The following is a 22,179-nucleotide window of genomic DNA, read 5'->3' as shown; positions in this document are numbered from 1 at the left end:
TGCGAATGAGAAAAGCGGTATGAGAAAGAGAACGCCGCCCGGTGCTCAGGCGACCAGATGCTGCGGTTCGCCGCTCACGTAGGCCTCGAGGTTGTCGATCAGCTGGTCGGCGAGAAACTGCATCGCGCCGTCCGACGCCCATGCCACGTGCGGCGTGAGGATGAAATTCGGCAGATCGAGTTCGAGGAGGGGATTGCCTGCTTTGGGCGGCTCGCTCGTCAGGACGTCGAAGCCCGCACCCGCGATCAGCCCTTCGCGCAGGGCCGTCGCGAGCGATTGCTCGCAGACGAGCCCGCCGCGCGCCGTGTTGATGAGCAGCGCGCTGCGCTTCATCGTGCGCAGTTGCTCGAGCGCGATCAGGTTGCGCGTTTCGGGCCTCAGCGGCGTGTGCAGCGAGACGATGTCCGACTCGCGCAGCAACTGCTCGAGCGGCATGAAGGCGACGTCGCGCGGCTTGTCCTTCGTCGACGCATGCTCGGCGAACACCACGCGCATGCCGAAGCCGCGCGCGATGGCCGCGGTGCCCCGGCCGAGCGAGCCGTCGCCGACGATGCCGAGCGTCGCGCCGTGCAGGTCGCGAATCGGGTGGTCGAAGAAGCAGAACTGGTTCGACGCCTGCCAGCGGCCGCGCCGCACGTCCGCGCGGTACGCGAGCAGATTGCGGCGCAGCGCGAGGATCAACGCGAAGGTATGTTCCGGAACCGTGTGCGTGGCGTAGTTCCGGATGTTGGCCACCGCGATGCCGTGTGCGCGGCAGTACGCCGTGTCGATCACGTCGTAGCCCGTGGCGGCCACCGCGATCAGTGCGAGACGCGGCAGCTTCGCCAGCGTCTCGGCACGCAGCGGCACCTTGTTGGTGATGGCGATGGTGGCCCCTTCGAGACGCTGGGCCACCTCGTGCGGCGCACTCACGTCGTACTCCGCCCAGCAATGCTCGAAGGCGGGACGCCGCACATCGGCCTTCAACGTGGAGCGGTCGAGAAAGACGATTTCATGACGCATGATTTCGGTATCCTACCTTTTGGCTTGAAGCGTTGAGGGCCTTGAAAGCACGTCGATCAGGCGGCAGCCACGCGGCGCAGGGGCTCGACAGGTTGCGTGTGTTGCGCGTCTTCCGTGCGGGCCTTGCGCGGGTCGTGCGTGCGCCAGTACTGCGTGGCTGCACCGGTGCCGCTGCCGGGACGCACGTCGATGCCCACGTCGAGCATCGCCATTTCCGCGCCCGCAATGGCGCTCGTGAGCATCAGCTCGTTGAGGTCGCCAAGGTGGCCGATGCGGAACACCTTGCCCGCGACCTTCGAGAGGCCCGCGCCGAGCGCGAGGTTGTAGCGCCGGAAGGCCACGTCGATCACATTCGCCGCGTTGAAGCCCTGCGGCACGACAATGGCGCTGACCGTATCCGAATGCCACTTCGGCGCCTTGGCGCACAACTCGAGTCCCCAGCCTTCGGTCACGGCCGCGCGCACGCCCTGCGCGAGGTAATGATGGCGCGCGAACACGTTCTCGAGCCCTTCCTGGAAGATCAGGTCGAGCGCCGCACGCAGGCCATAGAGCAGGGAGAGGGCGGGCGTGTACGGGAAGTAGCCGGTCGCGTTGGCCTTGATCATGTCGCCGAGATCGAAGTAGCAGCGTTTGGACTGCGCGTGCTCCATCGCCTTGAGGGCCTTCGGGCTCACGCACAGGATGCCGAGGCCCGCAGGCAGCATGAGGCCCTTCTGCGAACCGGTCACGGCCAGGTCGACGCGCCAGTCGTCCATGCGGAAGTCGATGCAGCCGATCGAGCTCACGCCGTCGACGAACAGCAGCGCCGGGTGATGCGCGTTGTCCATCGCGTGGCGCAGCGCGCCGATGTCGCTCGTTACGCCGGTTGCGGTTTCGTTGTGGCAGGCGAGAATGCCCTTGATCTGATGCTTCTTGTCGGCCTTGAGCACTTCCTCGATACGCTCGACAGGCACGCCTTCGCCCCAATCCACGTCGACGATCTCGACTTCGAAGCCCAGCCGCTTCGCCATGTCGGCCCACAGATGGCTGAACTGCCCGAAGCGCGCCACGAGCACGCGGTCGCCGGGCGAGAGCGTGTTGGTCAGCGCGGCTTCCCAGGCGCCCGTGCCCGAAGACGGAAAGATGAACGGCTGGCCGCTCGTGGTCTTGTACAGGCGCTTGAGGTCGCTGAGGACGCCGTTTGCCAGCTCGGGAAAGCGCGTCGAGCGGTGGTCCTCCATCGAGACGACCATTGCGCGCAGCACGGCGTCGGGAATGTTGGTGGGGCCGGGCACGGCGAGAATGTTGCGACCCGGGATACGCGTTCCAGTGATATTCGACATGTCTGCACTCCTGAGTGATTAGATAAGGGCGGGATGCGTTGACCGCTCGGGCGGGTGGATCAGACTGCGGGCCGGTGGGCCGTGGCGCGCGACCGTTCGTCGGGCGCGTCGCCGTAGACGGGGAAGCGTGTCGTGAGGGCGTGCACGGCATCGGCCACGCGGCGGATCACGAGATCGTTCGCGGGGGCTTCGAGCACGTCGGCGATCAGATTCGCGAGATGGCGCGCCTCGGTCTCGCCGAAGCCGCGCGTGGTCATCGCGGGCGAGCCCACGCGGATGCCGCTGGTGACGAACGGCTTTTGCGGGTCGTTCGGAATGGCGTTCTTGTTGACTGTGATGCCGGCCTTGCCGAGCGCGGCCTCGGCGTCCTTGCCGGTGATGTTCTTCGCGCGCAGATCGACGAGAAAGAGATGCGACTCGGTACGGCCCGAAACGATGCGCAGCCCGCGCGCCTGAAGCTGCTCGGCCATGGCGCGCGCGTTGATCATCACTTGGCGCTGATAGTGCTTGAACTCGTCGCTCATCGCCTCGCGGAACGCCACCGCCTTGGCGGCGATCACGTGCATGAGGGGGCCCCCCTGGATGCCGGGAAAGATCGTGGAGTTGAGCGCCTTCTCGTGCTCGGCGCTCGAGAGAATCAGGCCGCCGCGGGGGCCGCGCAGCGTCTTGTGCGTGGTCGAGGTGACGAAGTCGGCGATGCCGACGGGGCTCGGGTAGAGACCTGCTGCAATGAGGCCCGCGTAGTGCGCCATATCGACGAAAAGCCACGCGCCCACGCTGTCCGCGATCGCACGAAAACGCTGCCAGTCGATCACGAGCGAATAGGCCGAGGCGCCGGCGACGATCATGCGCGGCTTGTGCTCGTGCGCGAGGCGCTCGACCTCGTCGTAGTCGATCACCTCGGTGTCCGGATGGAGTCCGTAGGTGACGGCATTGAAGAGCTTTCCGCTCACGTTCACCGAAGCGCCGTGGGTCAGATGGCCGCCGTGCGCGAGCGACATGCCGAGGATCGTGTCGCCGGGCTTGAGCACGGAGAGATAGACGGCCTGGTTTGCCTGCGAGCCCGAATGCGGCTGCACATTCGCGTATTCGGCGCCGAAGAGTTGCTTCGCGCGGTCGATGGCGAGCTGCTCGGCCACGTCCACGTGTTCGCAGCCGCCATAGTAACGCTTGCCCGGATAGCCTTCGGCGTACTTGTTGGTGAGGAGCGAGCCTTGCGCTTCCATTACGGCCGGTGACGTATAGTTCTCCGATGCAATCAGCTCGATGTGATCCTGCTGCCGCGTGGATTCCGCGGCGATGGCCTGACGCAATTCCGGATCGGTTGCTGCGATGGTCTGCTGGAAGCTGAACATGAGGGTCGCCTTTGTGTCGATGGTCTGTGTCGAAAGCTTGAGAACGATGGTAGTGGCGCGGCGCCCAAAACATTCATTCCGGTTTCTTATCCAACCCATAACCCGGCCTGGAAGCCAATGCTGGCGGGGCTCCGGCGCGCGGGAATACCTCGTCGTGGGCATTGCCGCACTGGCCCGCGCTGGTAGAGTGACGACATGGGACGGACGCCTTTTTCGGGGGCGGACGAATGAACCTGGGAGGTTGGCGACTAGAAGAGGAAGCGGATGCTTAACCTGACATTGCGGCAATTGCGGGTCTTCGAGGCGGCGGCGCGCCACCTGAGTTTTTCGCGCGCGGCCGAAGAGCTGCATCTGACGCAGCCGGGCGTGTCCGCGCAACTCAAGCATCTTGAAGAAGCGATTGGCATGAAGGTGTTCGAGCAGATCGGCCGGCGCATTTTTCTGACCGAGGCGGGCCGCGAGGTCTATGGTCATACGCGCTCGATCCAGGAGCAAATGACGGTACTCGAGGAGTCGCTTGACCAGTTGCGCGACACGACGCAGGGGAAGATTCGGGTTTCTGCGGTGACGGGCACCGCCGGTCATCTCTCGCTTGCGTGCATTTCGCGGTATACGAAGGCGTTTCCTGGCGTGCGTGTGCGCCTGAAGTTTGGCAACCGCGAGAGCGTGCTTGGCGCGTTGGCCGGTAACGAGGCCGATCTGGCGATTATGGGGCAGCCGCCCGAAGGGCTGGGGCTGGTGGCGCAGCCGTTCATGAAGAATCCGCTGGTGGCGATTTCGCCGCCTGATCATCCGCTGGCGCGGCAGCGCGATATTCCGCTTGCGGCGCTTGAAGATGAGGTTTTTGTGGTGCGCGAGCCGGGGTCAGGGACGAGGCGCGCTATGGAGCGCTTTTTTGCTGAGCATCGGGTGAGATTTCGGCCGGGGCTCGAGGTGAGTAGTAACGAGGCCGTCAAGTGCTGCGTGCATGTGGGGATGGGGCTCGCAGTTGTACCGTTGCAGACGGTCTTGCCTGAGCTCGAGACGCTGCGGTTGAAGGTGCTCGATGTCGAGCGGTTTCCTATCGTTCGGTATCTGTATATCGTGCATCGGGAGAGTAAGCATCTCTCTGCTGCCGTTGAGGCGTTTAAGCGGACGCTTCTTGGTGAGGCGCAAAAGGTTATGGATGATGCTTACTGACGTCGATATTGGTGACGGTTTTTTCGGCGTTGGCCTTAACTTGTATTCGCGGCGGGCCGCAGGCGTTGCCCCTGTGCGGGGCGGCACCTACTTTTCTTTGCAGCCGCAAAGAAAAGTAGGCAAAAGAAAGCGGCTTAAACCGCCAGTGTGACGCAGTCCACCACTGCCCTGTCCATCGGAGCGGCTCCGGGGCATCCGTCTTCTCGCACACTCCGCGTTAGTGACAAAGGACTCATGCTTCCCGCCACGCGCTACGCGCGGGCGGAAGGGTCTGCAAGGAAAACCAGGCGGGCTGGCCGGTGAATGCGTTAAGGGTGCCGCCCGTAAATGCGCGGCGGTCCTGACCGCTGAATGCACTGGGGTACTAATCAGTGAATGCGCTGGCGGGCTGACCGGTCAATGCGCCGGGGTGCTAACCGGTGAATGCGCTGGGGGACGACCGGTAAATGCACTGGGGTTCGAACCGGTGAATGCACTGGGATGCTGATCGGCAAATGAGCCGGGGTACTAACCGTAAAATGCACGGGCGTGCTGGCTGGCGAATGCGTGGGCAAGGCGCCGAGCGAATATATGCGAACGCTGCCAATGCGTGTACCTCCCACTGGTTTTGGATATACCCTACGGCGCGCGTAGCGCCGCCGGATGGATGAGCCCTTAGTCACTCCGGCGTGAAGCAAGTGGTGACAGACGCTCCGGAGCCGCTCCGATGTACAGGGCAGTGGTGGACAGCGTCACACTGGCGGTGTGAGCCGCTTTCTTTTGCCTACTTTTCTTTGCGGCTGCAAAGAAAAGTAGGTGCCGCCCCGCACAGGGGCAACGCCTGCGGCCCGCCGCAAATACAAGTTAAGGCCAAAGCGCCTAAAAACCCACCAAGAAGAAGCATCAAACTGCAAGAAGAAAACCGCGAATCATGCGCGCTCAAGCTGCAATTAGCAGCTCACCTTTACCGTCCACGGAGACATCCCCAACGAGCCGTCGCGGCTCCCGCATCGCCAACTCACTAAACGGCCCGCCTTCACGCGCGAGGCTACGCGTAATGAGCCGCCAGAAGACGCTCACCTCGGCATGGTTCTCGACGAACCGGTTCGTCTCCGGCAGTTGCCGCACGCCGGCCAGAACCAGCGACCCACGTCGCATCCCATACGCAAGATGCTCCCCCACGCAGCCAGCGATGCCAATCGTCCCCGCCACCATCCGCGAGGCCGCAAACGCGCCCGCATCACCGAACACGAGCGCCGTGCCGCGCCGCATGCGATCACCAAAGCGCTCGCCAGCATGCCCGCGCACGATGAGCGTGCCACCGCGCATGCCGTCCATGCTGCCCGGCAACGCCGCCCCCGCGAAATCACCGGTATTGCCGCCAATCTCGAGGCGCCCGCCCGCCATCTCGCAGGCCGCGAACTCACCGCTGCTGCCGCTAACGACGATCGATCCAGCGCTCATCTGCGAGCCAGCAAGGTCGCCCACGTCGCCCTCCACGACGATCAGGCCGCCGTCCATCGCGCAGCCCACGCGATCGAATCGCCGCAAGTCGCCCTCAAACGCGATGCAGGGCTCGCCCTCGGGTATCGCGTGCATACGCACATCAAAGAGGTCTGCAAGTGCGATACGCTCAGTCCCATGCCACAGCGGCAGACGCTCGATTTCGCTCTCGCTCAAAGGAGCGAGCATAGCCGGCAGGAGCGTGCGCGCGTCGATGCGCAGCGCGGGCGCGTCCTTCACGCGCAGCGTGATGCGCTTCATGAGGTTTCTCCGTTGCCGCACAGGCGATGCAGATGAAAATGGAACGGCCCGAGCTTGCCGCCATAGTTCCCCGCGCTAATGCGCGTGACGCCGGCCTCCGCGCCGCGCGCGGTCACGGCTTCGATGCCGGTGCGCATCGCGTTCGCGACATCCGCTTCGCTGAGCCCGTCCACGACGATCTCCAGCACGCAGCGCGTCTCGTCGGTCAATGCGGTGCGCGGCGCGAGGCCCGCGAGCGTGGGGCAATACGCGTCGTTGGTCGAGGCGGGCAGGGCCGAGTACTTCGAACCGACTTTAGAGCCCGAGCGCACCACGCCGCCTGGGAACGGCATGATGATGCCGGGCACGCGCCGCATCGCTTGCACGGCGGCTTCGGCGCCCGCGAGCGCGGCGTCGGGGTCGCGCGCGAGCAGCAGCAGGTTGCCGCCGCCCACGCCCTTGATCACCGAGGTCGTTTCTTGCGCAACGAATTCGCCGTCCATCACCGGCACGCGCCAGTAGCGCACGCCGTCGATCATCTTCGAGATCTGCCAGCCGTCGCCGAAAAAGCGCAGGTTCTTGCCGAGCGCAATGGCCTCGCCCTCGGTGATGCCCGCATAGACGGCCGTGGTCGGGCAGGTCAGCACGCACTGGCCCACGCGTCGCTCGACCTGCTTGGCCAGCTCCTTGCCCGACATCGAGAAGAGCAGGACAGCGATGCCCGGCCTGCCGTCGGGCGAGGCGTCCGGCGCGATCTCGCGTTCGATGGCGGCCTCGCAGCCGCAGGCGATCACCGAGGTTGCAAAGCCAGTGGCGGCCACGGCCGCGTGGCGCGCCCAGGTGGCGTTGCGCGCGGTGATCACGAGCCGTGTCGCCTTCATCGGGAAGGCTTCGGCGAAGGTGTCGTCGATGGTGACGCCGTTGATCGTGAGCGGCGCCTTCTCCGTGGTGCTCGCGGTGGCACTCATGACGGCTGGTCTCCCGTGTTGCCTCCGTGTACGCCGCAGGCCGCGGGCAGGAGGCGGCCGCCGTTGCAGCACGAGCACAGCTCGTCGCGGCCGATGGCGGCGTGGCGGAAGTTGTACGCGAGATGGCGTTCTCCGTATTCGTCGAGCGTGCGCTCGATCGAACGGTCGAACTCCGGCTCGACGAAGTGCGTGCCCCCCACGGGCGTGGCCACGATGCGCCCGTGGCGCGCCACCAGCTCGCCGTCCTTGAAGACGTATTCCGGTGTGCTGAACATGGCCTCGCGGTTGGCGTCGTCGCGATAGACGGCGATGTCGGCGGCGGCGCCCGCGCTCAGGCGGCCGCGGTCGGTCAGCCCGAGCAGGCGCGCCGGCGCGGCGCGCGTGAGAATCGCGATCTCCTCGAAGCTCAACTCGCGCGTCATGCTCGCGAGCGCCGATTGCTGCGCCACTTCGGGATGCAGCCTCGCGAGCTGCTCGTCGCGGAACGATTTGTCCATCAAGAGCCGGATCAGGTGGGGGTAGCTCGTGAATGGGCCACCGTTCGGATGATCGGTGGTCAGCGTGATTTGCCAGGGGTTCTTCACCATCAGGAACAGTTCGAGGCCGATCGTCCATTGCAGCGCATTCACATAGCTCTGCTCACGATAACGGAACGGCACGACGCCACAACCCGCATCGCATTCGATGTCGCCGGCGATCCATTTGCGCGGCGTGGCGAACTCGGCCTGCTTGACCTGTTTCATGATGTCGCCGGACGCGGTGACGGTCTGTCCGAACATGATCTGGCCTACGTCGATCGAGATGTTCGGATGTGCGTTGACCGCGTCGGCAATGCGCTCGGCCGCCGAGGAGAACTTGCGCGGCCCTTCGGTGCCGTAGCTGTGGAACTGGATGTGCGTGAGATGGCCCGGCAGGCCTTCGAGCGCGTCGATGGTGGCAAGCGTGGAGTCGACGTTGCCCGGCACGCCCAGGTTGCTCGCGTGGATATGCAGCGGATGAGGCACGCCCAGTTCGGCCAGCGCGCGAGAGAGGGTATGCAGCACCTGGCGCGGCGTGATGGCGTAATGCGCGTGCGTCTCGTCCACGTCGAGGCTGCGCTGGTTGAACTTGAACGCGGAGATCCCGCCCGGGTTCACGACCTTCACGCCCAGCGCCTTCGTGGCGTTGATGGACCAGCCGACGTAATCGCGCACGCGTTCGAAGTCCTCGCCTTGCGCGAGCATGCGCAGGAACAGCTCGTCGTTGCCGAGCATCACATAGGCGCCGTGATCGATGATCGGCGTGTCGCCCATTTCCAGGTGCGTGTGGCGCGCGTTCGAGGCGATCATCGCGGGCTCGAAGGCTGCCGTGTAGCCCATTTCGGCGTAGCGGTAGCCGGTCGCGAGCGTGCCCGGCGTGCAGACCCCGCACGAAGCCAGCTCCAGCGCGCTTTCGGCTTGCTCGCGCTGCATCCGGATCCGGTGATCCTCGGGCATCAGCATGCGGGCGAGATTCACCTTGCCGCCGCCGATGTGCGAATGCATGTCGATGCCGCCCGCCATCACCGTCATGCCGGTGACGTCGTATTCGCGGTCCACGGACTCTTCGGCGCCGAGTTCGACGATGCGGCCATCGCGCACGCAGATGTCGGCAATCGACCCGTCGATGCGGCTGGCCGGATCGAACACGCGGCCCCCGCGCAGACGAAACGTGCTCATGTGGCGTTCTCCTTGCGGGCTGCGAGCTTGGCACCCAACTGTCCCGCGAAAGCGGCCACGGTGGGAAGCGTGTCCTCGTAGACGGGCGTGAGAGGCAGCACGACGCCGCCGTCGGCGCGGAACAGATGGCCTGGCGAACCGATGCCCGGCGTGGAGACGGGCACGAACACGGTCGGACCTTCGCGGTCCGCACAGATTGCGGCAAGGCCTGGATGGCCGAGTACGATCGTCGGCAGGGTAGTGTGCGGCGGCGGCAGATCCGCGCCGAAGCTCGCGACCCAGACCAGCGCATCGACGTTCTGGTCCGCGAGCAGGCGTGCCGTGTCATAGCGCTGGGGCGCGTGCTCGAGCCCGCTGCGGTGCACGCCCGTGCGCAGCGGTAAGCCTGAGAGCCATGTGAGTGTCTGGTTGACGCTCGCACCGCCGTCGTCGCCGCCGAGTGCGAGGCCACCCGCGCGCCGCGTGCGGTTGAGTGCCTTCAGCAGGCGGTCGAATCCCTCCACGAGCAGCGTGGCATGAGTTCCCGGCAGATCGGAAGGAATCCATACGATTGCGGTGTACTCCGCCGCGAGCATGCGTTCCACGAGGGCGGTCAACGCGGGATCGTCCGGCGTTCGAAGGGATTTGCCGGCGAGCAGCGCGTTGAGCGTGGCCACCGTGTCGTAGAGGTCGCCATGCAAGGGCACGGCGAGCGTCTCGACTCCTGCTTGCTGCGCGAGCGCGGCATCGGCATCACAGCCGAGAAAGACGACCGTGCGCCGTGCCGGCCCGACGCTGCCGGCCTCGCCGCCCACCGCGCAGCGCGCGAAGAACTCCGGATAGCGGGACGAAGGGGAGGAACCGACGCAGATGATCAGATCGGCGCGATTGCGGATCTCGGCGAGCGTCGTCGTGAAGGCGCCGCGGTCCTGCATGGCCGTCAAGCCGTGCATCAGCGCGCGGCCATGGGCGTGATCGACGATCGCGCCGCACGCGTTGGCGACGCGATAGAGCGCGCGTGCGCCGGCCACGTCGGTGGCCATGCCGCCAAAGAGCGGCTGGCGCGCGTGGGCGAGCCACTGCGCGGCGGTGTCGAGCGCCGTCTGTGCGTCTGCCGGCTGGCCGTTCACGGCGGGCCTCGCCTGAGAGGGCGCGCCGCCGAACTGGGCGAGCGCGCGCGCGGCGCGCGGGCAACTCGTGCCCGCCGGTGTCAGCGTCTTGCCTTGAGCGACGCCGAAGCGGTCGCACAGCAGCGCGCAGAACGGGCAGGTCCAGGGGGGAGAGTGAAGAGTGGCATCCATGCCTGCCGATCTGCAAGGGCTATGCCATGCGCGCGGCGGCGGCGGGGCACGAGGGCCCAACGCGACTTGCAGGCGGACCTGCGGGCGACAGGGGGGCGGACCTGCAGGCGGACTTGCCGGCGATAGACAGGCGGGCGTTGCTGGATGATCGGCGGTTCGATCCGCGTTCCGCGTGGGCAACGGCGCGCGCCGTGTGCGGCACACAATGCGCACGACGATGCCCGAGCGCGTCACACACTGTCACGCCCGCTTCTCACCGGCTTTACATCTGCTTCACACCCGCGCCGCCTCGGCGTTGCATCCACGCTGCCCCCACGCGGCACCGGCGCGGCACCGGGGCGATGGCCCATCCGCGGCCGATTCGCTGCCAATGCACGACCAATGCACGGCCGAATGCGCTACTCAATCCACAACTCAATGCGCTAATCAATGCGCTCCGACCACGCTCACAAGCCGCGAGACACGCACGCGATCGTCTGCGCCCGGCGTTGGCATGAAACGTGATTGTCGCGAAGTGGCCGGTGCAGCGCGCGGGCCATGCATTCAGGACGCGGGGGGAATGCGCCGCTCGTGCAGGGCGGAGGCCACGAGCCACGCCGTCGCGCCCGATGCGGCCGCCGCTTGCAGATCTTCTGCGTTACGAATGCCGCCCGCGCCGATGATCTGCCGCTGCCCCGCGCGTTCGCGGACCTCGGCGATCGTGCCAAGCGCAGGGCCGTCGAACGAGCCCACGCGCTCGAGCGTCATGACGATGAGGCGCGCGGGCCAGTGCGATGTGTCGGTCCAGCAATGCGGGTCGCCGAGCGGCGTGTCGTGGCGGCGGTCGAGCGAGAGCAGCGCATCGGCGGGCAGATGCGCCATCGCGCCGGGGCGCAGCGATTCGCTGCCGAAGACGGGCGTGAAGGTGGCGCCGCGGGACGCGCCAGTCTCGCGCAATGGCGCAAGCAGTGCATTGGCGGCGTGCGGATCGGCAAAGCCCGCATCGAGCCACAGTTCGACGCCGGGCAGCGCGCCGGCGAGGCGGGCGAGCAGGTCGCGTTGCGGCGCGCCGTGCATGATGCCGTCGAGATCGGCGACATAGAGCACGGCGGAGCCGCAGTAGTCGAGGAGCGCGCGCGCGGCGTCCACAGGATCGCTGCCGCTGCAGAGCTGCGATTCGAGCGGGCGATAGCGGCTGCGTTCGCCACGTACGGCACGCACCGCGGTGCCGCCGAGCACGTCGATAACGGGAATGATTTGCATGGGGAGCGAGCGATGACGAAGGTGCTGGTCTACGAATATATCAGTGCTGGCGGCGATGCGGCAGCAGCTGCCAGTCCCGAACTGCTCGCGATGGGACGCGCGATGCGCGACCCGGTGGCGGGCGACCTCGCGCGCATGCCGGGCGTCGAGGTGACCTGCGTGTGCGCCGCGGGCGATACCGCCGCTACGCCGCGTGCACCGTCGCTGACATGGCGTGTGCCGCCACGCGGGCACGACGCCGTCGCGTTCGTGGGCGAGGAGGCGCAGCGCCACGACGCGGTCTGGGTCATCGCGCCCGAGACGGACGGCGTGCTGGCCGCGCTGTGCAACGCAGTGGACGCGCCGCGCTGGATCGGTTGCGACGCCGCCGCGCTGCAGGTGGCGGGCAGCAAGCGCAGGACGGCGCGGCATCTCGCGCAAGCCGGCATCGCGGCCACGCGCGCGTGGTCGGCCGACGCGCCGCTTGAGCCGCGGGCGAGCGCGTGGGTCGTGAAGCCCGACGACGGCGCGGGCGCGATCGACACCCATGTCTATCACGATTTTCGCGCGGCCCAGTCCGCGTTCCTCGCACGCTGCGCCGCGCGGGAGCAGGTGACCTTCGAGGAATGGGTGGAGGGCGACGCGCTGAGTCTCTCGCTGCTGTGCACGCCGGGCCACGCGGAGCTGCTGAGCGTCAACTGGCAGCATGTGAACGTCACGCAGGGGCGTCTCGCCTATGAGGGCGTCACGGTTGGCGCCATCGCGCTCGACAGCCTCGTTGGTCGCGCATGCTCGGAGCTGGCGGCACGGGTGGCGCGTGCGCTGCCCGGATTGGCGGGCTTTGTCGGCATCGACGTGGTCTGGCATCGCGAGCGCGGACCCGTGATCATCGAAATCAATCCGCGCGTGACCTGTGCGTATGCAGGGCTCGCTGCGCGGCTCGACACGAATCTGGCGGCGCGCGTACTGGCGGCGCACCGCGAAGTCCAGCGCGGCACGCATGATGCAAAGCACGAAATAGCGCACGACACGGCGCACGACGGCGCCGAACGGATCTGCCATGTCGCATGACCTCGTGATTGGCTGGGACATCGGAGGCGCGCACGTCAAGGCGGCGCGCGTGGAGGATGGCCGCGTGCTCGACGTTGCGCAGTGGCCCTGCCCGCTGTGGCAGGGCCTTTCGCAACTGGACGCCGTGCTGGCCGAGGCTGCCGCGCGCTGGCCCGATTACCGCGAGGCGGGACATGCGGTGACGATGACGGGCGAGATGGCCGATCTCTTCGAGCATCGCGAGGCCGGCGTAGCCGCACTCGCGCAGCGGCTCGCCGCCCGTCTTGGCGAGCATGTGGCCTTCTACGCGGGCGAGGGGCTCTGGTGCGGGCTGGACAGTGTGGCGACGCACTGGGCACGCATCGCCTCGGCCAACTGGCTCGCCACGGCGCAGGTGGTTGCGAGGCGGCTTCCCGATGCGGTGCTGGTCGACATCGGCAGCACGACGACGGACCTGATCCCGTTGCGCGGCGGCCGGATTGCCGCGCACGGCGCTGACGACGCAGCGCGACTGCGCACGGGCGAGCTGGTCTATCAGGGCGTCGTGCGCACGCCGCTGTGCGCGCTCGCGCAGCGCGTGGGCTTTCGTGGCGAGACCTATAACGTGATGAACGAGCACTTCGCGACCACGGCTGACGTGTACCGGCTCACCGGAGAGCTTGCGCCGATGCACGACCAGCATCCCGCCGCGGATGGCGCGAGCAAGGACGCCGTGGCTACGTACCGGCGGCTCGCGCGCATGATTGGTCATGACGCGAGAGATGCATCGGAGACCGAATGGATTGCGTTCGCCCACCAATGGCGCGACCTGCAGCTCACGTACCTGGCCGCGAATCTCACGCGCGTGCTGGGGCGGGTTGCGCCGGTGCGAGGTGCCGTGCTGGTGGCGGCGGGCTGCGGCGGATTTCTGGCTGAAGCGCTGGCGCGTTCGTGCGGGTATGAGAGCGTGCGTTTTGCTACGCTCGTCGAGGCGCATGGTGGCGCGGCTGGCTGGGTGCAGGTTTGTGCGCCGAGCGCGGCGGTTGCGCTGCTGTTCGCGGAGACGGCCGATGCGGCGCTTGCCTGACGCGGCGGGGCGGACGATGCCGTTGAGGGAGCGCCTATGTGGGTGGTGAAGATCGGCGGGAGCTTGAGCCGCGATCCCTTGCTGCAGACCTGGCTGCGCGAATTGAGCGAGCTGGGCGGCGGGCGCGTGGTGATCGTGCCGGGCGGCGGCGGCTTTGCGGATCAGGTGCGCGAGCATCAGGGGCTCTGGCGATTCGATGATCTTGCTGCGCATAATATGGCGGTGCTTGCCATGGCGCAGCATGCGCTGATGATGCAGGGGTTGTGTCGTCGGCTTGTGGTGGCGACTAGTGAGCCGCAGATTCGGCATGCGTTGCATGAGGGCAGGACGGCGGTGTGGGCGCCGTTTGGGTTGCTGCGGCAGGAGGCCGATACGCTCACGAGTTGGGATGTGACTTCGGATTCGCTGGCCGCGTGGCTTGCTAATCGGCTCAATGCTGAGCGTCTTTTGATTGTGAAGTCTTGTGAGGTGGATTCTGCGTCTAGCGTCGCGATGCTGGCCGCTAGTGGTGTGCTCGATAAGCGATTTGCTGAAATTACGAGGGATGCTTCTTATCCGTTGGATATCGTTAATAAAAAGGAATGGATGCGTGTTCGTGAATTGCTCTTGCATGCTGCTACTTCGTGAGGAATGCTTTTTTGTGGGTTTTTTGGCGCGTTGGCCTTAACTTGTATTTGCGGCGGGCCGCAAGCGTTGCCCCTGTGCGGGGCGGCACCTACTTTTCTTTGCAGCCGCAAAGAAAAGTAGGCAAAAGAAAGCGGCTCAAACCGCTAGTGTGACGCCGTCCACCACTGGCCTTATATCGGAGCGGCTCCGGGGCGTCTGTCACCACTGGCCGTCAACCGGAGTGACTAAGGACTCATCCTTCCGGCGGCGCTGCGCGCGCCGTGGGGTATATCCAAAACCCGTGGGATGTACACGCATTTGTTGCGCTCAAATATATTCGCTCGGCGGCTTGCCCATGCATTCGCCAGCTAGCACGTCCGTGCATTCACCGGTTAGCGATCCCCTCGCGTGCACCGGTTAGATCCCCGGCACATTCAACGGTCAGCCTCCAGCGCATTCACCGGTTAGCACCCCGGCGCATTTACCGGTCATCCCCTCAGCGCATTCACCGGTTAGCACTCCAGCGCATTTTACGGTAAGGATCGCCGCGCATTTACAGGCGGCACCCCTAACGCATTCGCCGGCCGGCCCGCCCGGTTTTCCTTGCGGACCCTTCCGCCCGCGCGTAGCGCGAGGCGGGAAGGATGAGCCCTTTGTCACTAACGCGGAGTGTGCGAGGAGACGGATGCTCCGGAGCCGCTCCGATAAGAGGGGCAGTGGTGGACAGCGTCACACTAGCGGTGTGAGCCGCTTTCTTTTGCCTACTTTTCTTTGCGGCTGCAAAGAAAAGTAGGTGCCGCCCCGCACAGGGGCACCGCCTGCGGCCCGCCGCGAAAACAAGTTAAGGCCAAAGCCTTAAAAACGCCTACGCGGCAAGCACCGACTCAAACTGCACCACGGGCGTCTCACCGTGCAACGCCTCCCGCACGTCCCGCACCCTCGCGGCTTCAAGCCGCCCCGTCCTCGCCCCATCGCACAAAGCACTACGAAATCCCGCAAAATCGGGCAGCAGAGCCCGCACCCGCGCCACATGCTCAAGCCGCAATGCCCCCGCCAACCCCACCATCACATCATGCGCCCGCGCAATCTGCACCATACTATCAAGCACAGCAAGCGGCACACACCGAAACAGGCTCCCGGCGTCCTTGCGCGCCGTATCCGCCATCACTCCAACAAACCCAAGCTCGCAGGCATACTCGACGAGCCTCAAATCGAGCCCATCATCGCAAAGCAGCACCGGCACCATACTCCAGCGCAACGCGCGCATGCGCTCGAGCGTCTCGCGCGCCGCGGGCCCGGGGGCCACGCCCGCCTTCACGTAATCCACGCCGCAACGGCCAATGCGGTTCGCATGATGCGCGACAGCCGCATGGTCGCCTGGCCGCAGGTCGCCAATCGTTGCGCTAACGGGCAGCCCCGGATGGCTCTCTCGCAATGCGCAAACGATGCTCGCGACGCGCGCCGGCGGCAACGCGCCCAGCGCACCCGCGCGCGGCTCCTTGAGGTCGATGAAATCCGCGCCCGCGGCGGCTGCTTCGCGCGCCTCGGCGAGGTCGCGCACACTGGTGAGAAGTCGGATCATGTCGGTTCGCGCACGCAGGCGCGCTCGTTGGGGGTATCGCTGTGTGAATAAAATGCGGCCACGGCTGCGGTGAGCCACTGCCACGCTTCGCGTTCGGCGGGGCCCGCCGTCTTCTCGATGGCGATCGTGAGCCACGCCATTTCCGTTTCGATCTTCTCGCGCGGCAACAGGTGCAGGCGGCTCACCAGCACCGCAGCTTCGATCACGGCAGCCTGCGCGCGATTGAAGCCCGTGAAGGGCGCGTGCGTCGCTTCGGCTACGCGGCGCAGTGTCAGCACCGGGCGGCCCGGGTCGCCGCTCGCGTCGACGAGGCGCAGCTCGGCATGCGCGAGCGAGCCCGCGAGCCGCACGCACGGCATCGTGCTGGCGGGCAGCGTCGGCCAGCTTCGGCGGCCCGTCACGCAGCCGGCGAACACGCGTACGTCGGTGGTGAAATTCATCACCGCGCAGCCGCTCGCCATGATGTTGTCGTAGGTGGTGGAGGGCGTGAACGGCATCAGCACGACGTTGCCGCGCTCGAAGCGCGCGCCCATTGGCGCGACGTGCGGCGTGCCATCGGCGGAGCAGGTGGTGACGACGGTTTCATGGATCATTCAGGCCTCCTTGCGCAGCGTCGTGCCGGGCGCGCATTGTTCGAGCAGATTCTCGGCGTCGCGCTCGGCGGCGCAGCCCCAGTCGAGCGATTGATCCTGCGCGTAGCGCTTGCCAAGGCGCCACGCCACTTCGGCGCGCGCCAGTTCCACGCCCATGTAGAACGCGTGCGCGCCGTCGTCTTCGAGCTTCAGGCGCGGCCAGAGCGCGAACGGATCGACGGCGACATGGTGGCCGTCGCGGTTGTAGACGTGCACGCCAGCGCTCGACACCTGCACGCGAAAGTTCGGATCGCGGATCGCGCGCGCGGTCTCGGCAATCTCGTCGGGCGAGTCGGGGAAGGGCCGCTTCGCGTGGACCGTCATCAACGCGTCCGAGATGCCCTTGGGCAGCGTGCGCTGCTCGCGCGCGGCATACATGATGCGCCGCGCGACGTCCGCTTCGCGTATCGCGCGGCGGGCGTGCTGGCTCACCTGGGTCGTCAGGATCGCGGCGATGCCCAGTTCCGCTCCCATGCCGAGCAGCACGGCGTTGATGCCGCATGTGTCGGCTTCGGTCAGCTCGGTGACGTTGCCGACGCCCATCATGATGGGCGCATCGGGAAACGCGTCGCGCACGCGCTGGTAGCGCACCAGAGATTTCAGGAGGCCGAACGGAATCGGGTCGAGAATCGGATCGGCGAGAAACGGTCGGCCCATCGCACTCACGGCCTCGATCGCGCTGAAGAGCGACGCTTCGTCGGCGGGTTCGCGCGACACCAGAATAGGCGTCGATTCGACCTCGTTGAGGATCCACAGCGTCTCGGTCGAGAGGCTGAGCAAGTAGTCGGCGCCGGCACGGCCGCCGCGCACCAGCTCCTTCGCGTCCATCGAATCGACGCTGACCATGAAGCCACGCTCCTTGAGCGCGCGCACCGCATCGGCCAGATGCGGGAACGGCGTGGAGGGCAGGCAGCCGAGATCGATCACGTTGGCGCCGTCGGCCTGGAGCAGCGCGGCGCGCCGGCAGATGGCCTCGACGTCGAGTCGAGGCGCATCCACGATCTCCGCGAAGATCGCGATGTCGTACTTCGAGAGGTCGACCGGCCGCGCCGCGCGGTTGAAGTAGGCGGGCAGATCCTTGAGCTCCTCGGGGCCGCGCATGAAGGGAATACCGTAGTGGGCGGAGAGCGCGTCGAGATCGCCGCGGCAGCGTCCCGGCACGATCACGCGGTCGGCCGCGATGGGCGCGCTCACGCGGCGGCGGATCATGTCCGCCGTCATGAGCGCGGCGACCTGCAAGCCGATCTCGCGGATCTCCCAGGTGAACGGCGCGGGCTCGAGGCTGCGCAGCACCCGTTCGAGTCCAGGCTGAGCCAGGCGTCCGGTGAGAAAGACGATGTGTTCCATGGTGTGTGTGTCGGGCACGCCTTCAACCGTTTACCGTGTAACTGTCTATTAGCCGGGCACGGCCGCGAGCAGGCCGAGCGTTCTGTAGCGGGTGTCGAGCGCCGCGCGCAGCGCATCGATCGAATTGGCCACCAAGCAGTGATCGATCTGGCGCAGGCGCTCGACGTTGTGCAATTCGATGTTGCGCGGCCGCAGTTCGACCCAGTCCAGCGGGCTTTTCGTGACCACCACCGGTTCCGTGTCGCATGCAAAGATGATGCCGGGTATGCCGAGCTTGCCGGCCTGGGCGAACAGGTTGGTCGGCAGCGTGTCGGAGATGCCGAACGCGCATTTCGCTACCGTGTTGCTGGTGGCCGGCGCGATCACGAGCGTGTGGTAGAGGCCGGTTTCGTAGAACATGCCCACCGGCACGGCGCTCGCGCTGTTGTCGCGGAACACGCGAAAGCGCGTCTTCAGTTGCGCGATGCCGATCTTGTAGAGCGGCAGCACTTCCTCGGCCGCGCGCGAGAGGAACAGGTCGACGTTGGGCATCTCGGCGGCCAGCGCGAGCGATTCTTCGAGGCAATGTCCCGATCCGGTAATGGCCCACGCAAGACGCGGCCTCGCGAGCACCGCGTGGTCTTGCCCGTCGTGGGTGGGGTGCGCCTCGTTGGCTGGATGCACTCGCGTCATTGTCTGCCTTTCGTCGTTGCCGGATGCCGTTGTCGTGCGCCGTTTGCGCATGCGGGTGTCGATGAACAGGCAGCTTGCGCAGTTTGCGATACACAGTGTCACCGCGGACGTTGCGCGCTGGATGCGCCTTGCGACGCTGGACCCGCGCCTTCGCCGTGTTTTTGCCGTGTGTTTACCGTGTATTCGCCGAGCTGCCGCCTTGCCGTCGACCATTACGCGCATTCTGCTTGCGACATTCGTGCCTGGGACGGTTCTTGCATGGCATCGGGCCGACCCATCCAGGGCAAGCGAGAGGAGCAAGAATGAACGCAATCGACACCAGCATGTTCGACCGGCCCGCGAGGCAGGCAGGCAGTATGGCGCGCCACGCCGAAAGCGAGGGCGCGCAGCCGATGGATCTCATCTTCATCGAGGGCTTCACCGGCGAGACGGTGATCGGCATCGACCCGGAGGAGCTGCACGACCCGCAACCGGTGCAGATCGATCTCTGGGCGGGCTTGCCGCGCAGCCGCGCGTGCGATACCGACGCGATCCACGACACCATCGACTACGGGAAAGTCCATGGCGCGCTGCAGGCCTTGCTGTCGAACCACGGCGTGCAACTGCTCGAGGCGCTGGCCGAAGTGATTGCGCAGATGCTGCTGGTGGATTTTGGCGCGCACTGGGTGCGGGTTGCGCTCGTGAAGCCGCACAAGTTCTCGAATGTGAGGGCGGTGGGCGTGACGATCGAGCGGCGCCGCGCGAGCGTGTCGCCTGCGCACAAGCGCGAGGGCGCGGCGCTCGCGCTGCTGGGCGCGGGAATGTTTCCACCGGAAGGGACGTTTTGAAAGGGCGGCCGGGCGGGCGGTGTTGCAGTCCGCCCGACGCCGTTGACGCATTGCGGTGTCGCGCGCCGCTTGTTTGGCTCGGCTAAACGGCGCGCTATGCTCCTTGCGCCGCGACCGGAAAGGCGCATTCGCGAGCCTGTTGTTAGCGTGAACAGGCCGTAGCGTGTTGGGGCTTTCGCTGCGCGTGTGCCGGCTAGCTGGCGGCGAACGGATGCTTCGTCTCGCCCTTGCGGCGCACCACCTCGGCCGCGCGTGGCTCGCGGTTCACCGCGCGCTTGAGCGCCTCGCGCGTCGCGCGGTAGTTGTAGTCCTGGATCTTCTGGTCGTCTTCGGCCTGCCAGTGAATGAACACGCCCACGCTGATGAAGACGTCGTCGGCTTCGTCGGCGGGAATCGTGCCGTCTTCCACGCTGTCCGCGACCGCGAGCGCCACCGCGCGCTGCGCCGGGCCGAACATCTGCACCGCCTGCTTCGCGCCCTTGATGGTCACCTTGTTGAACAGCACCGTGTTGGGCTTGGCGAGCAGGTTGGGCGCGACCACGGCGAGCAGCGAGGTGAAGCCGTCCTTGTTGTTGGTGAGCGCGTTGCAGAAGGCGCTTTCCGCCGCCGAGCCACGCGGGCCGACGATCAGGTCGATATGCGCGACCTCGTTGCCTTCGCCCACGAGCGATTCGCCTACGAGCACGCGGTCTATCTTGGCCATGGTTGGGTCTCCTGTGAATCCAGTGAAGGGTGAGTGGATAGCGTGGTGATCGATGGGTCGAGGCAGGCGGCCGCGAAGAGCGTCGCGACCGTGAGGTCCGCGCTCGTGCCCGGATTGATCCCGCTGGCTTTGAGCGCGGCATCCCAGCCGTCGAGCGCATGTGGCGCGCAAACGCGCGCGTCGCCCTGCGCGAGCCACGCCGCCGCTTCGTTCGACACACGCTGCGCGCAGGCGTTGCCGTGCTTGCGCTCGATGTGCGAGTCGGGCCAGCGCGCGAGAAAACCAAGCCAGGTGAGCAGCACCGCGTCGGCGAGCGCAGTGGGCGAAGCGGCCCGCATTGCGCACGCCGCGCGAAACGTGGCTAGCCCGAAGCCGAGCACGTCGCGGAAGTCCTCTGCGTACTGGCGCGCGATGCTGTCGCGGTCGGCGGCGAGAGCCATGGCGGCGCGCAGGTCGACCGTGGGCGTTGTGCCGACACTCTGGCTGTCCGCCTCGCCGAGTCCGCCCGGGTTCGCTAGCGCGATCGCGCGGTAGGCGGCGCAGGCGTCCTCGACGCTCAGCGCGCGCAGGACCTGCTGCACGGAAGCCTCGAAGGCTGGTAAGGAGTCCTGCAGCGCCTGCGTTTCGAATGCGTCAGCCAGCGGCGCGCAGAGCAGCACGATGCCGAGATTGGTATTGCATCCCGCTGCGGCGCGCGTGTTCGCAATGGCCGCCTCGATGCGTGCGCCCACTGTTGCGCCCGCCCGCGAGAGCGGCTCGCGGGCCGCCTGGGCGCTGGCGAGAAAGAGCTCGGCGTTCATGCCGTGCCCGGCGGAGGCGACGCTGACGTTGCCGGGCTTCGCGCACATGACGTCCAGCTCGCAGGCCCAGAGAAACGCGGCTTCGATCTTTGCTGCTGTCGCGGCTATTGCGGGCGCAGCGATCGCCGCGATCGTCTCGTGATCGGGCCGTGCGTTCATGCGACCGCCTCGCGCGGCGCGGCCGTGCGTCCAAGCCTGCGCGTGAGCAGATCGTCGACGATGCACCCGGCGATATCGAACGATGTCACGGACTGCAAACCGCGCCACGCGGCCACGCCGTTGACTTCGATGACCTGTGCGCCGGCGTCGGTTCCGCCGCACGGCACCAGGTCGATGCCGGCATAGTCGAGCCCGAGTGCGGCGCTCGCGCGTTCGGCAAGCTGCGCGAGTTCCGGCGTCAAGGGCTGCGCCTCGCAGCGTCCGCCTTGCGCGACGTTGTGGACCCAGTGCTCGCTCACGCGCCGCATGGCCGTGACCGCCTTGCCGCCCACCACCAGCACGCGCCAGTCGAAGCCGGGCGTGGAGACCGGTGGGACGAAGCGCTGCAGATACGCGAGCCCTCCATAGGCCCGCAGCGCAGGCAGCGCCGCGCAGCCGCTTTCGTCGCCGCCCAGGCGCACGAGCCCCTTGCCTTGCGAGCCGAACAGCGGCTTGAGCACGACCTCGCGGCCCGCGGCCGCCTCGCGCATCACGATGCGGCGTGCGTGCGGCACGGACTCGCCGGCCCACGCGGGCGGCGTGGGGATGCCGGCGCGATGGAGCAGGAAGGACGTCATCGACTTGTCGACGCTGCGCTCGATCGCGCGCGCGTCGTTGTAGACGGGCACACCCAGCTCGCGCAGCGCATGCAGGATGCCAAGGCGCACGGTCACCTGCTCGAAGCTGCCGCCCGCGATCCCGCGCACGATCACGGCGTCGGGCAGGCCGCGGCCGAAGCCTGGAATCGCGAGGCCATGGGCGGCCCAGGTGGTGTCGAAGCGGCAGTCGGCGAGATCGATGCAACGGCCCTGCGCGCCGCGCTCGCGCAGCGCGCGCTTCAGGCGCGAGGTGTGCCAGCCGGTCTCGTCGGTCATGATGGCGATGCGCGGTCCGCCTGGCGTCATGGCCGGGCTCGTGTTCGGGCTTACTTTCGCGCTCATTTGCGGGCT

General features: G+C 66.8%; 20 protein-coding genes. 5 read left to right on the top strand and 15 right to left on the bottom strand.

Annotation, left to right across the window (positions count from 1 at the left end):
- Positions 1 to 45: 45 nt before the first annotated feature.
- From E1956_RS20550 to glyA, 3 genes are read right to left on the bottom strand one after another with little or no spacing between them, the layout of a single operon-like run.
- The gene (locus tag E1956_RS20550) at positions 46 to 1,002 is read right to left on the bottom strand and encodes a D-2-hydroxyacid dehydrogenase (RefSeq protein ID WP_134752417.1); all 957 of its coding nucleotides are present in this window, start codon (positions 1,000 to 1,002) and stop codon (positions 46 to 48) included.
- A gap of 56 nt (positions 1,003 to 1,058) precedes the next feature.
- A complete protein-coding gene (locus E1956_RS20545) occupies positions 1,059 to 2,324 on the bottom strand; it encodes an aminotransferase class V-fold PLP-dependent enzyme (RefSeq protein WP_134752415.1) in 1,266 nt (421 codons plus the stop codon).
- A 59-nt stretch (positions 2,325 to 2,383) separates the two neighbouring features.
- Complete coding sequence (gene glyA / locus E1956_RS20540) at positions 2,384 to 3,679, bottom strand: serine hydroxymethyltransferase (RefSeq protein ID WP_134752413.1); 1,296 nt, start codon at positions 3,677 to 3,679, stop codon at positions 2,384 to 2,386.
- Positions 3,680 to 3,943: 264 nt separating this feature from the next.
- Here glyA and E1956_RS20535 point away from each other — a divergent pair, with 264 nt between their 5' ends.
- The gene (locus E1956_RS20535) at positions 3,944 to 4,858 is read left to right on the top strand and encodes a LysR family transcriptional regulator (protein ID WP_134752411.1); all 915 of its coding nucleotides are present in this window, start codon (positions 3,944 to 3,946) and stop codon (positions 4,856 to 4,858) included.
- Between the two features lie 918 nt (positions 4,859 to 5,776).
- On the opposite strand, the gene E1956_RS20530 is transcribed toward E1956_RS20535, so the two are convergent.
- The 5 genes from E1956_RS20530 to E1956_RS20510 all read right to left on the bottom strand — a co-directional run bounded on the left by E1956_RS20530 (position 5,777) and on the right by E1956_RS20510 (position 11,767).
- On the bottom strand, positions 5,777 to 6,601 hold the full coding sequence (locus E1956_RS20530) for a formylmethanofuran dehydrogenase subunit C (RefSeq protein WP_134752409.1): 825 nt from the start codon (positions 6,599 to 6,601) through the stop codon (positions 5,777 to 5,779).
- The gene (gene fhcD, locus E1956_RS20525; protein WP_134752407.1) at positions 6,598 to 7,548 is read right to left on the bottom strand and encodes a formylmethanofuran--tetrahydromethanopterin N-formyltransferase; all 951 of its coding nucleotides are present in this window, start codon (positions 7,546 to 7,548) and stop codon (positions 6,598 to 6,600) included. Before fhcD ends, E1956_RS20530 begins: the two co-directional genes overlap by 4 nt.
- Entirely contained in the window at positions 7,545 to 9,245 is a 1,701-nt protein-coding gene (locus E1956_RS20520; RefSeq protein ID WP_134752405.1) for a formylmethanofuran dehydrogenase subunit A, read from the bottom strand. Before E1956_RS20520 ends, fhcD begins: the two co-directional genes overlap by 4 nt.
- Positions 9,242 to 10,525, bottom strand: a complete 1,284-nt coding sequence (locus tag E1956_RS20515) for a molybdopterin-binding domain-containing protein (RefSeq protein ID WP_167760083.1) — start codon at positions 10,523 to 10,525, stop codon at positions 9,242 to 9,244. Before E1956_RS20515 ends, E1956_RS20520 begins: the two co-directional genes overlap by 4 nt.
- A 543-nt stretch (positions 10,526 to 11,068) precedes the next feature.
- Entirely contained in the window at positions 11,069 to 11,767 is a 699-nt protein-coding gene (locus E1956_RS20510; RefSeq protein WP_134752403.1) for a HisA/HisF-related TIM barrel protein, read from the bottom strand.
- A gap of 12 nt (positions 11,768 to 11,779) precedes the next feature.
- Between E1956_RS20510 and E1956_RS20505 the strand changes: the two genes are divergently transcribed.
- Genes E1956_RS20505 through E1956_RS20495 form a run of 3 tightly spaced genes read left to right on the top strand, consistent with a single transcriptional unit; the run spans position 11,780 to position 14,489 of the window.
- Entirely contained in the window at positions 11,780 to 12,817 is a 1,038-nt protein-coding gene (locus E1956_RS20505; RefSeq protein ID WP_134752401.1) for an ATP-grasp domain-containing protein, read from the top strand.
- Entirely contained in the window at positions 12,807 to 13,862 is a 1,056-nt protein-coding gene (locus tag E1956_RS20500) for a hydantoinase/oxoprolinase family protein (protein ID WP_134752399.1), read from the top strand. Before E1956_RS20505 ends, E1956_RS20500 begins: the two co-directional genes overlap by 11 nt.
- A gap of 36 nt (positions 13,863 to 13,898) precedes the next feature.
- The gene (locus E1956_RS20495) at positions 13,899 to 14,489 is read left to right on the top strand and encodes an amino acid kinase family protein (protein ID WP_134752397.1); all 591 of its coding nucleotides are present in this window, start codon (positions 13,899 to 13,901) and stop codon (positions 14,487 to 14,489) included.
- A gap of 844 nt (positions 14,490 to 15,333) precedes the next feature.
- Here E1956_RS20495 and E1956_RS20490 read toward each other — a convergent pair.
- Genes E1956_RS20490 through E1956_RS20475 form a run of 4 tightly spaced genes read right to left on the bottom strand, consistent with a single transcriptional unit; the run spans position 15,334 to position 18,701 of the window.
- Positions 15,334 to 16,050, bottom strand: coding sequence for a (5-formylfuran-3-yl)methyl phosphate synthase (locus E1956_RS20490; RefSeq protein WP_134752395.1), 717 nt, complete (start codon positions 16,048 to 16,050; stop codon positions 15,334 to 15,336).
- Complete coding sequence (locus tag E1956_RS20485; protein ID WP_134752393.1) at positions 16,047 to 16,643, bottom strand: DUF447 domain-containing protein; 597 nt, start codon at positions 16,641 to 16,643, stop codon at positions 16,047 to 16,049. The genes E1956_RS20490 and E1956_RS20485 overlap by 4 nt, the downstream gene beginning before the upstream one ends.
- Positions 16,644 to 18,029, bottom strand: coding sequence for a DUF6513 domain-containing protein (locus E1956_RS20480; protein WP_134752391.1), 1,386 nt, complete (start codon positions 18,027 to 18,029; stop codon positions 16,644 to 16,646).
- 48 nt (positions 18,030 to 18,077) lie between these two features.
- Complete coding sequence (locus E1956_RS20475; RefSeq protein ID WP_134752389.1) at positions 18,078 to 18,701, bottom strand: flavoprotein; 624 nt, start codon at positions 18,699 to 18,701, stop codon at positions 18,078 to 18,080.
- 302 nt (positions 18,702 to 19,003) lie between these two features.
- Between E1956_RS20475 and E1956_RS20470 the strand changes: the two genes are divergently transcribed.
- Complete coding sequence (locus E1956_RS20470) at positions 19,004 to 19,528, top strand: dihydroneopterin aldolase (protein ID WP_134752387.1); 525 nt, start codon at positions 19,004 to 19,006, stop codon at positions 19,526 to 19,528.
- A gap of 193 nt (positions 19,529 to 19,721) precedes the next feature.
- Here E1956_RS20470 and fae read toward each other — a convergent pair whose 3' ends face one another.
- Genes fae through E1956_RS20455 form a run of 3 tightly spaced genes read right to left on the bottom strand, consistent with a single transcriptional unit; the run spans position 19,722 to position 22,170 of the window.
- Positions 19,722 to 20,231: a formaldehyde-activating enzyme gene (gene fae, locus E1956_RS20465; protein WP_028223313.1), complete on the bottom strand. Its 510-nt coding sequence runs from the start codon at positions 20,229 to 20,231 to the stop codon at positions 19,722 to 19,724.
- The gene (locus E1956_RS20460; protein ID WP_134752385.1) at positions 20,219 to 21,190 is read right to left on the bottom strand and encodes a triphosphoribosyl-dephospho-CoA synthase; all 972 of its coding nucleotides are present in this window, start codon (positions 21,188 to 21,190) and stop codon (positions 20,219 to 20,221) included. Before E1956_RS20460 ends, fae begins: the two co-directional genes overlap by 13 nt.
- Positions 21,187 to 22,170 (bottom strand): ATP-grasp domain-containing protein, encoded by a 984-nt coding sequence (locus tag E1956_RS20455; protein ID WP_232071756.1) that lies wholly within the window; start codon positions 22,168 to 22,170, stop codon positions 21,187 to 21,189. The genes E1956_RS20460 and E1956_RS20455 overlap by 4 nt, the downstream gene beginning before the upstream one ends.
- Positions 22,171 to 22,179: the final 9 nt, after the last annotated feature.

The sequence above is a fragment of the Paraburkholderia pallida genome (assembly GCF_004524855.1).
GTDB lineage: Bacteria > Pseudomonadota > Gammaproteobacteria > Burkholderiales > Burkholderiaceae > Paraburkholderia > Paraburkholderia oxyphila.
Note: the sequence above shows the minus strand (reverse complement) of the source record. Positions and strands in the feature narration are given on the sequence as shown.

Bases quoted from the DNA above. Each gene is read 5' to 3' on its own strand.
- E1956_RS20550 (WP_134752417.1), bottom strand. From the start codon at position 1,002: ATGCGTCATGAAATCGTCTTTCTCGACCGCTCCACGTTGAAGGCCGAT.
- E1956_RS20545 (WP_134752415.1), bottom strand. From the start codon at position 2,324: ATGTCGAATATCACTGGAACGCGTATCCCGGGTCGCAACATTCTCGCC.
- glyA (WP_134752413.1), bottom strand. From the start codon at position 3,679: ATGTTCAGCTTCCAGCAGACCATCGCAGCAACCGATCCGGAATTGCGT.
- E1956_RS20535 (WP_134752411.1), top strand. From the start codon at position 3,944: ATGCTTAACCTGACATTGCGGCAATTGCGGGTCTTCGAGGCGGCGGCG.
- E1956_RS20530 (WP_134752409.1), bottom strand. From the start codon at position 6,601: ATGAAGCGCATCACGCTGCGCGTGAAGGACGCGCCCGCGCTGCGCATC.
- fhcD (WP_134752407.1), bottom strand. From the start codon at position 7,548: ATGAGTGCCACCGCGAGCACCACGGAGAAGGCGCCGCTCACGATCAAC.
- E1956_RS20520 (WP_134752405.1), bottom strand. From the start codon at position 9,245: ATGAGCACGTTTCGTCTGCGCGGGGGCCGCGTGTTCGATCCGGCCAGC.
- E1956_RS20515 (WP_167760083.1), bottom strand. From the start codon at position 10,525: ATGGATGCCACTCTTCACTCTCCCCCCTGGACCTGCCCGTTCTGCGCG.
- E1956_RS20510 (WP_134752403.1), bottom strand. From the start codon at position 11,767: ATGCAAATCATTCCCGTTATCGACGTGCTCGGCGGCACCGCGGTGCGT.
- E1956_RS20505 (WP_134752401.1), top strand. From the start codon at position 11,780: ATGACGAAGGTGCTGGTCTACGAATATATCAGTGCTGGCGGCGATGCG.
- E1956_RS20500 (WP_134752399.1), top strand. From the start codon at position 12,807: ATGTCGCATGACCTCGTGATTGGCTGGGACATCGGAGGCGCGCACGTC.
- E1956_RS20495 (WP_134752397.1), top strand. From the start codon at position 13,899: ATGTGGGTGGTGAAGATCGGCGGGAGCTTGAGCCGCGATCCCTTGCTG.
- E1956_RS20490 (WP_134752395.1), bottom strand. From the start codon at position 16,050: ATGATCCGACTTCTCACCAGTGTGCGCGACCTCGCCGAGGCGCGCGAA.
- E1956_RS20485 (WP_134752393.1), bottom strand. From the start codon at position 16,643: ATGATCCATGAAACCGTCGTCACCACCTGCTCCGCCGATGGCACGCCG.
- E1956_RS20480 (WP_134752391.1), bottom strand. From the start codon at position 18,029: ATGGAACACATCGTCTTTCTCACCGGACGCCTGGCTCAGCCTGGACTC.
- E1956_RS20475 (WP_134752389.1), bottom strand. From the start codon at position 18,701: ATGACGCGAGTGCATCCAGCCAACGAGGCGCACCCCACCCACGACGGG.
- E1956_RS20470 (WP_134752387.1), top strand. From the start codon at position 19,004: ATGAACGCAATCGACACCAGCATGTTCGACCGGCCCGCGAGGCAGGCA.
- fae (WP_028223313.1), bottom strand. From the start codon at position 20,231: ATGGCCAAGATAGACCGCGTGCTCGTAGGCGAATCGCTCGTGGGCGAA.
- E1956_RS20460 (WP_134752385.1), bottom strand. From the start codon at position 21,190: ATGAACGCACGGCCCGATCACGAGACGATCGCGGCGATCGCTGCGCCC.
- E1956_RS20455 (WP_232071756.1), bottom strand. From the start codon at position 22,170: ATGAGCGCGAAAGTAAGCCCGAACACGAGCCCGGCCATGACGCCAGGC.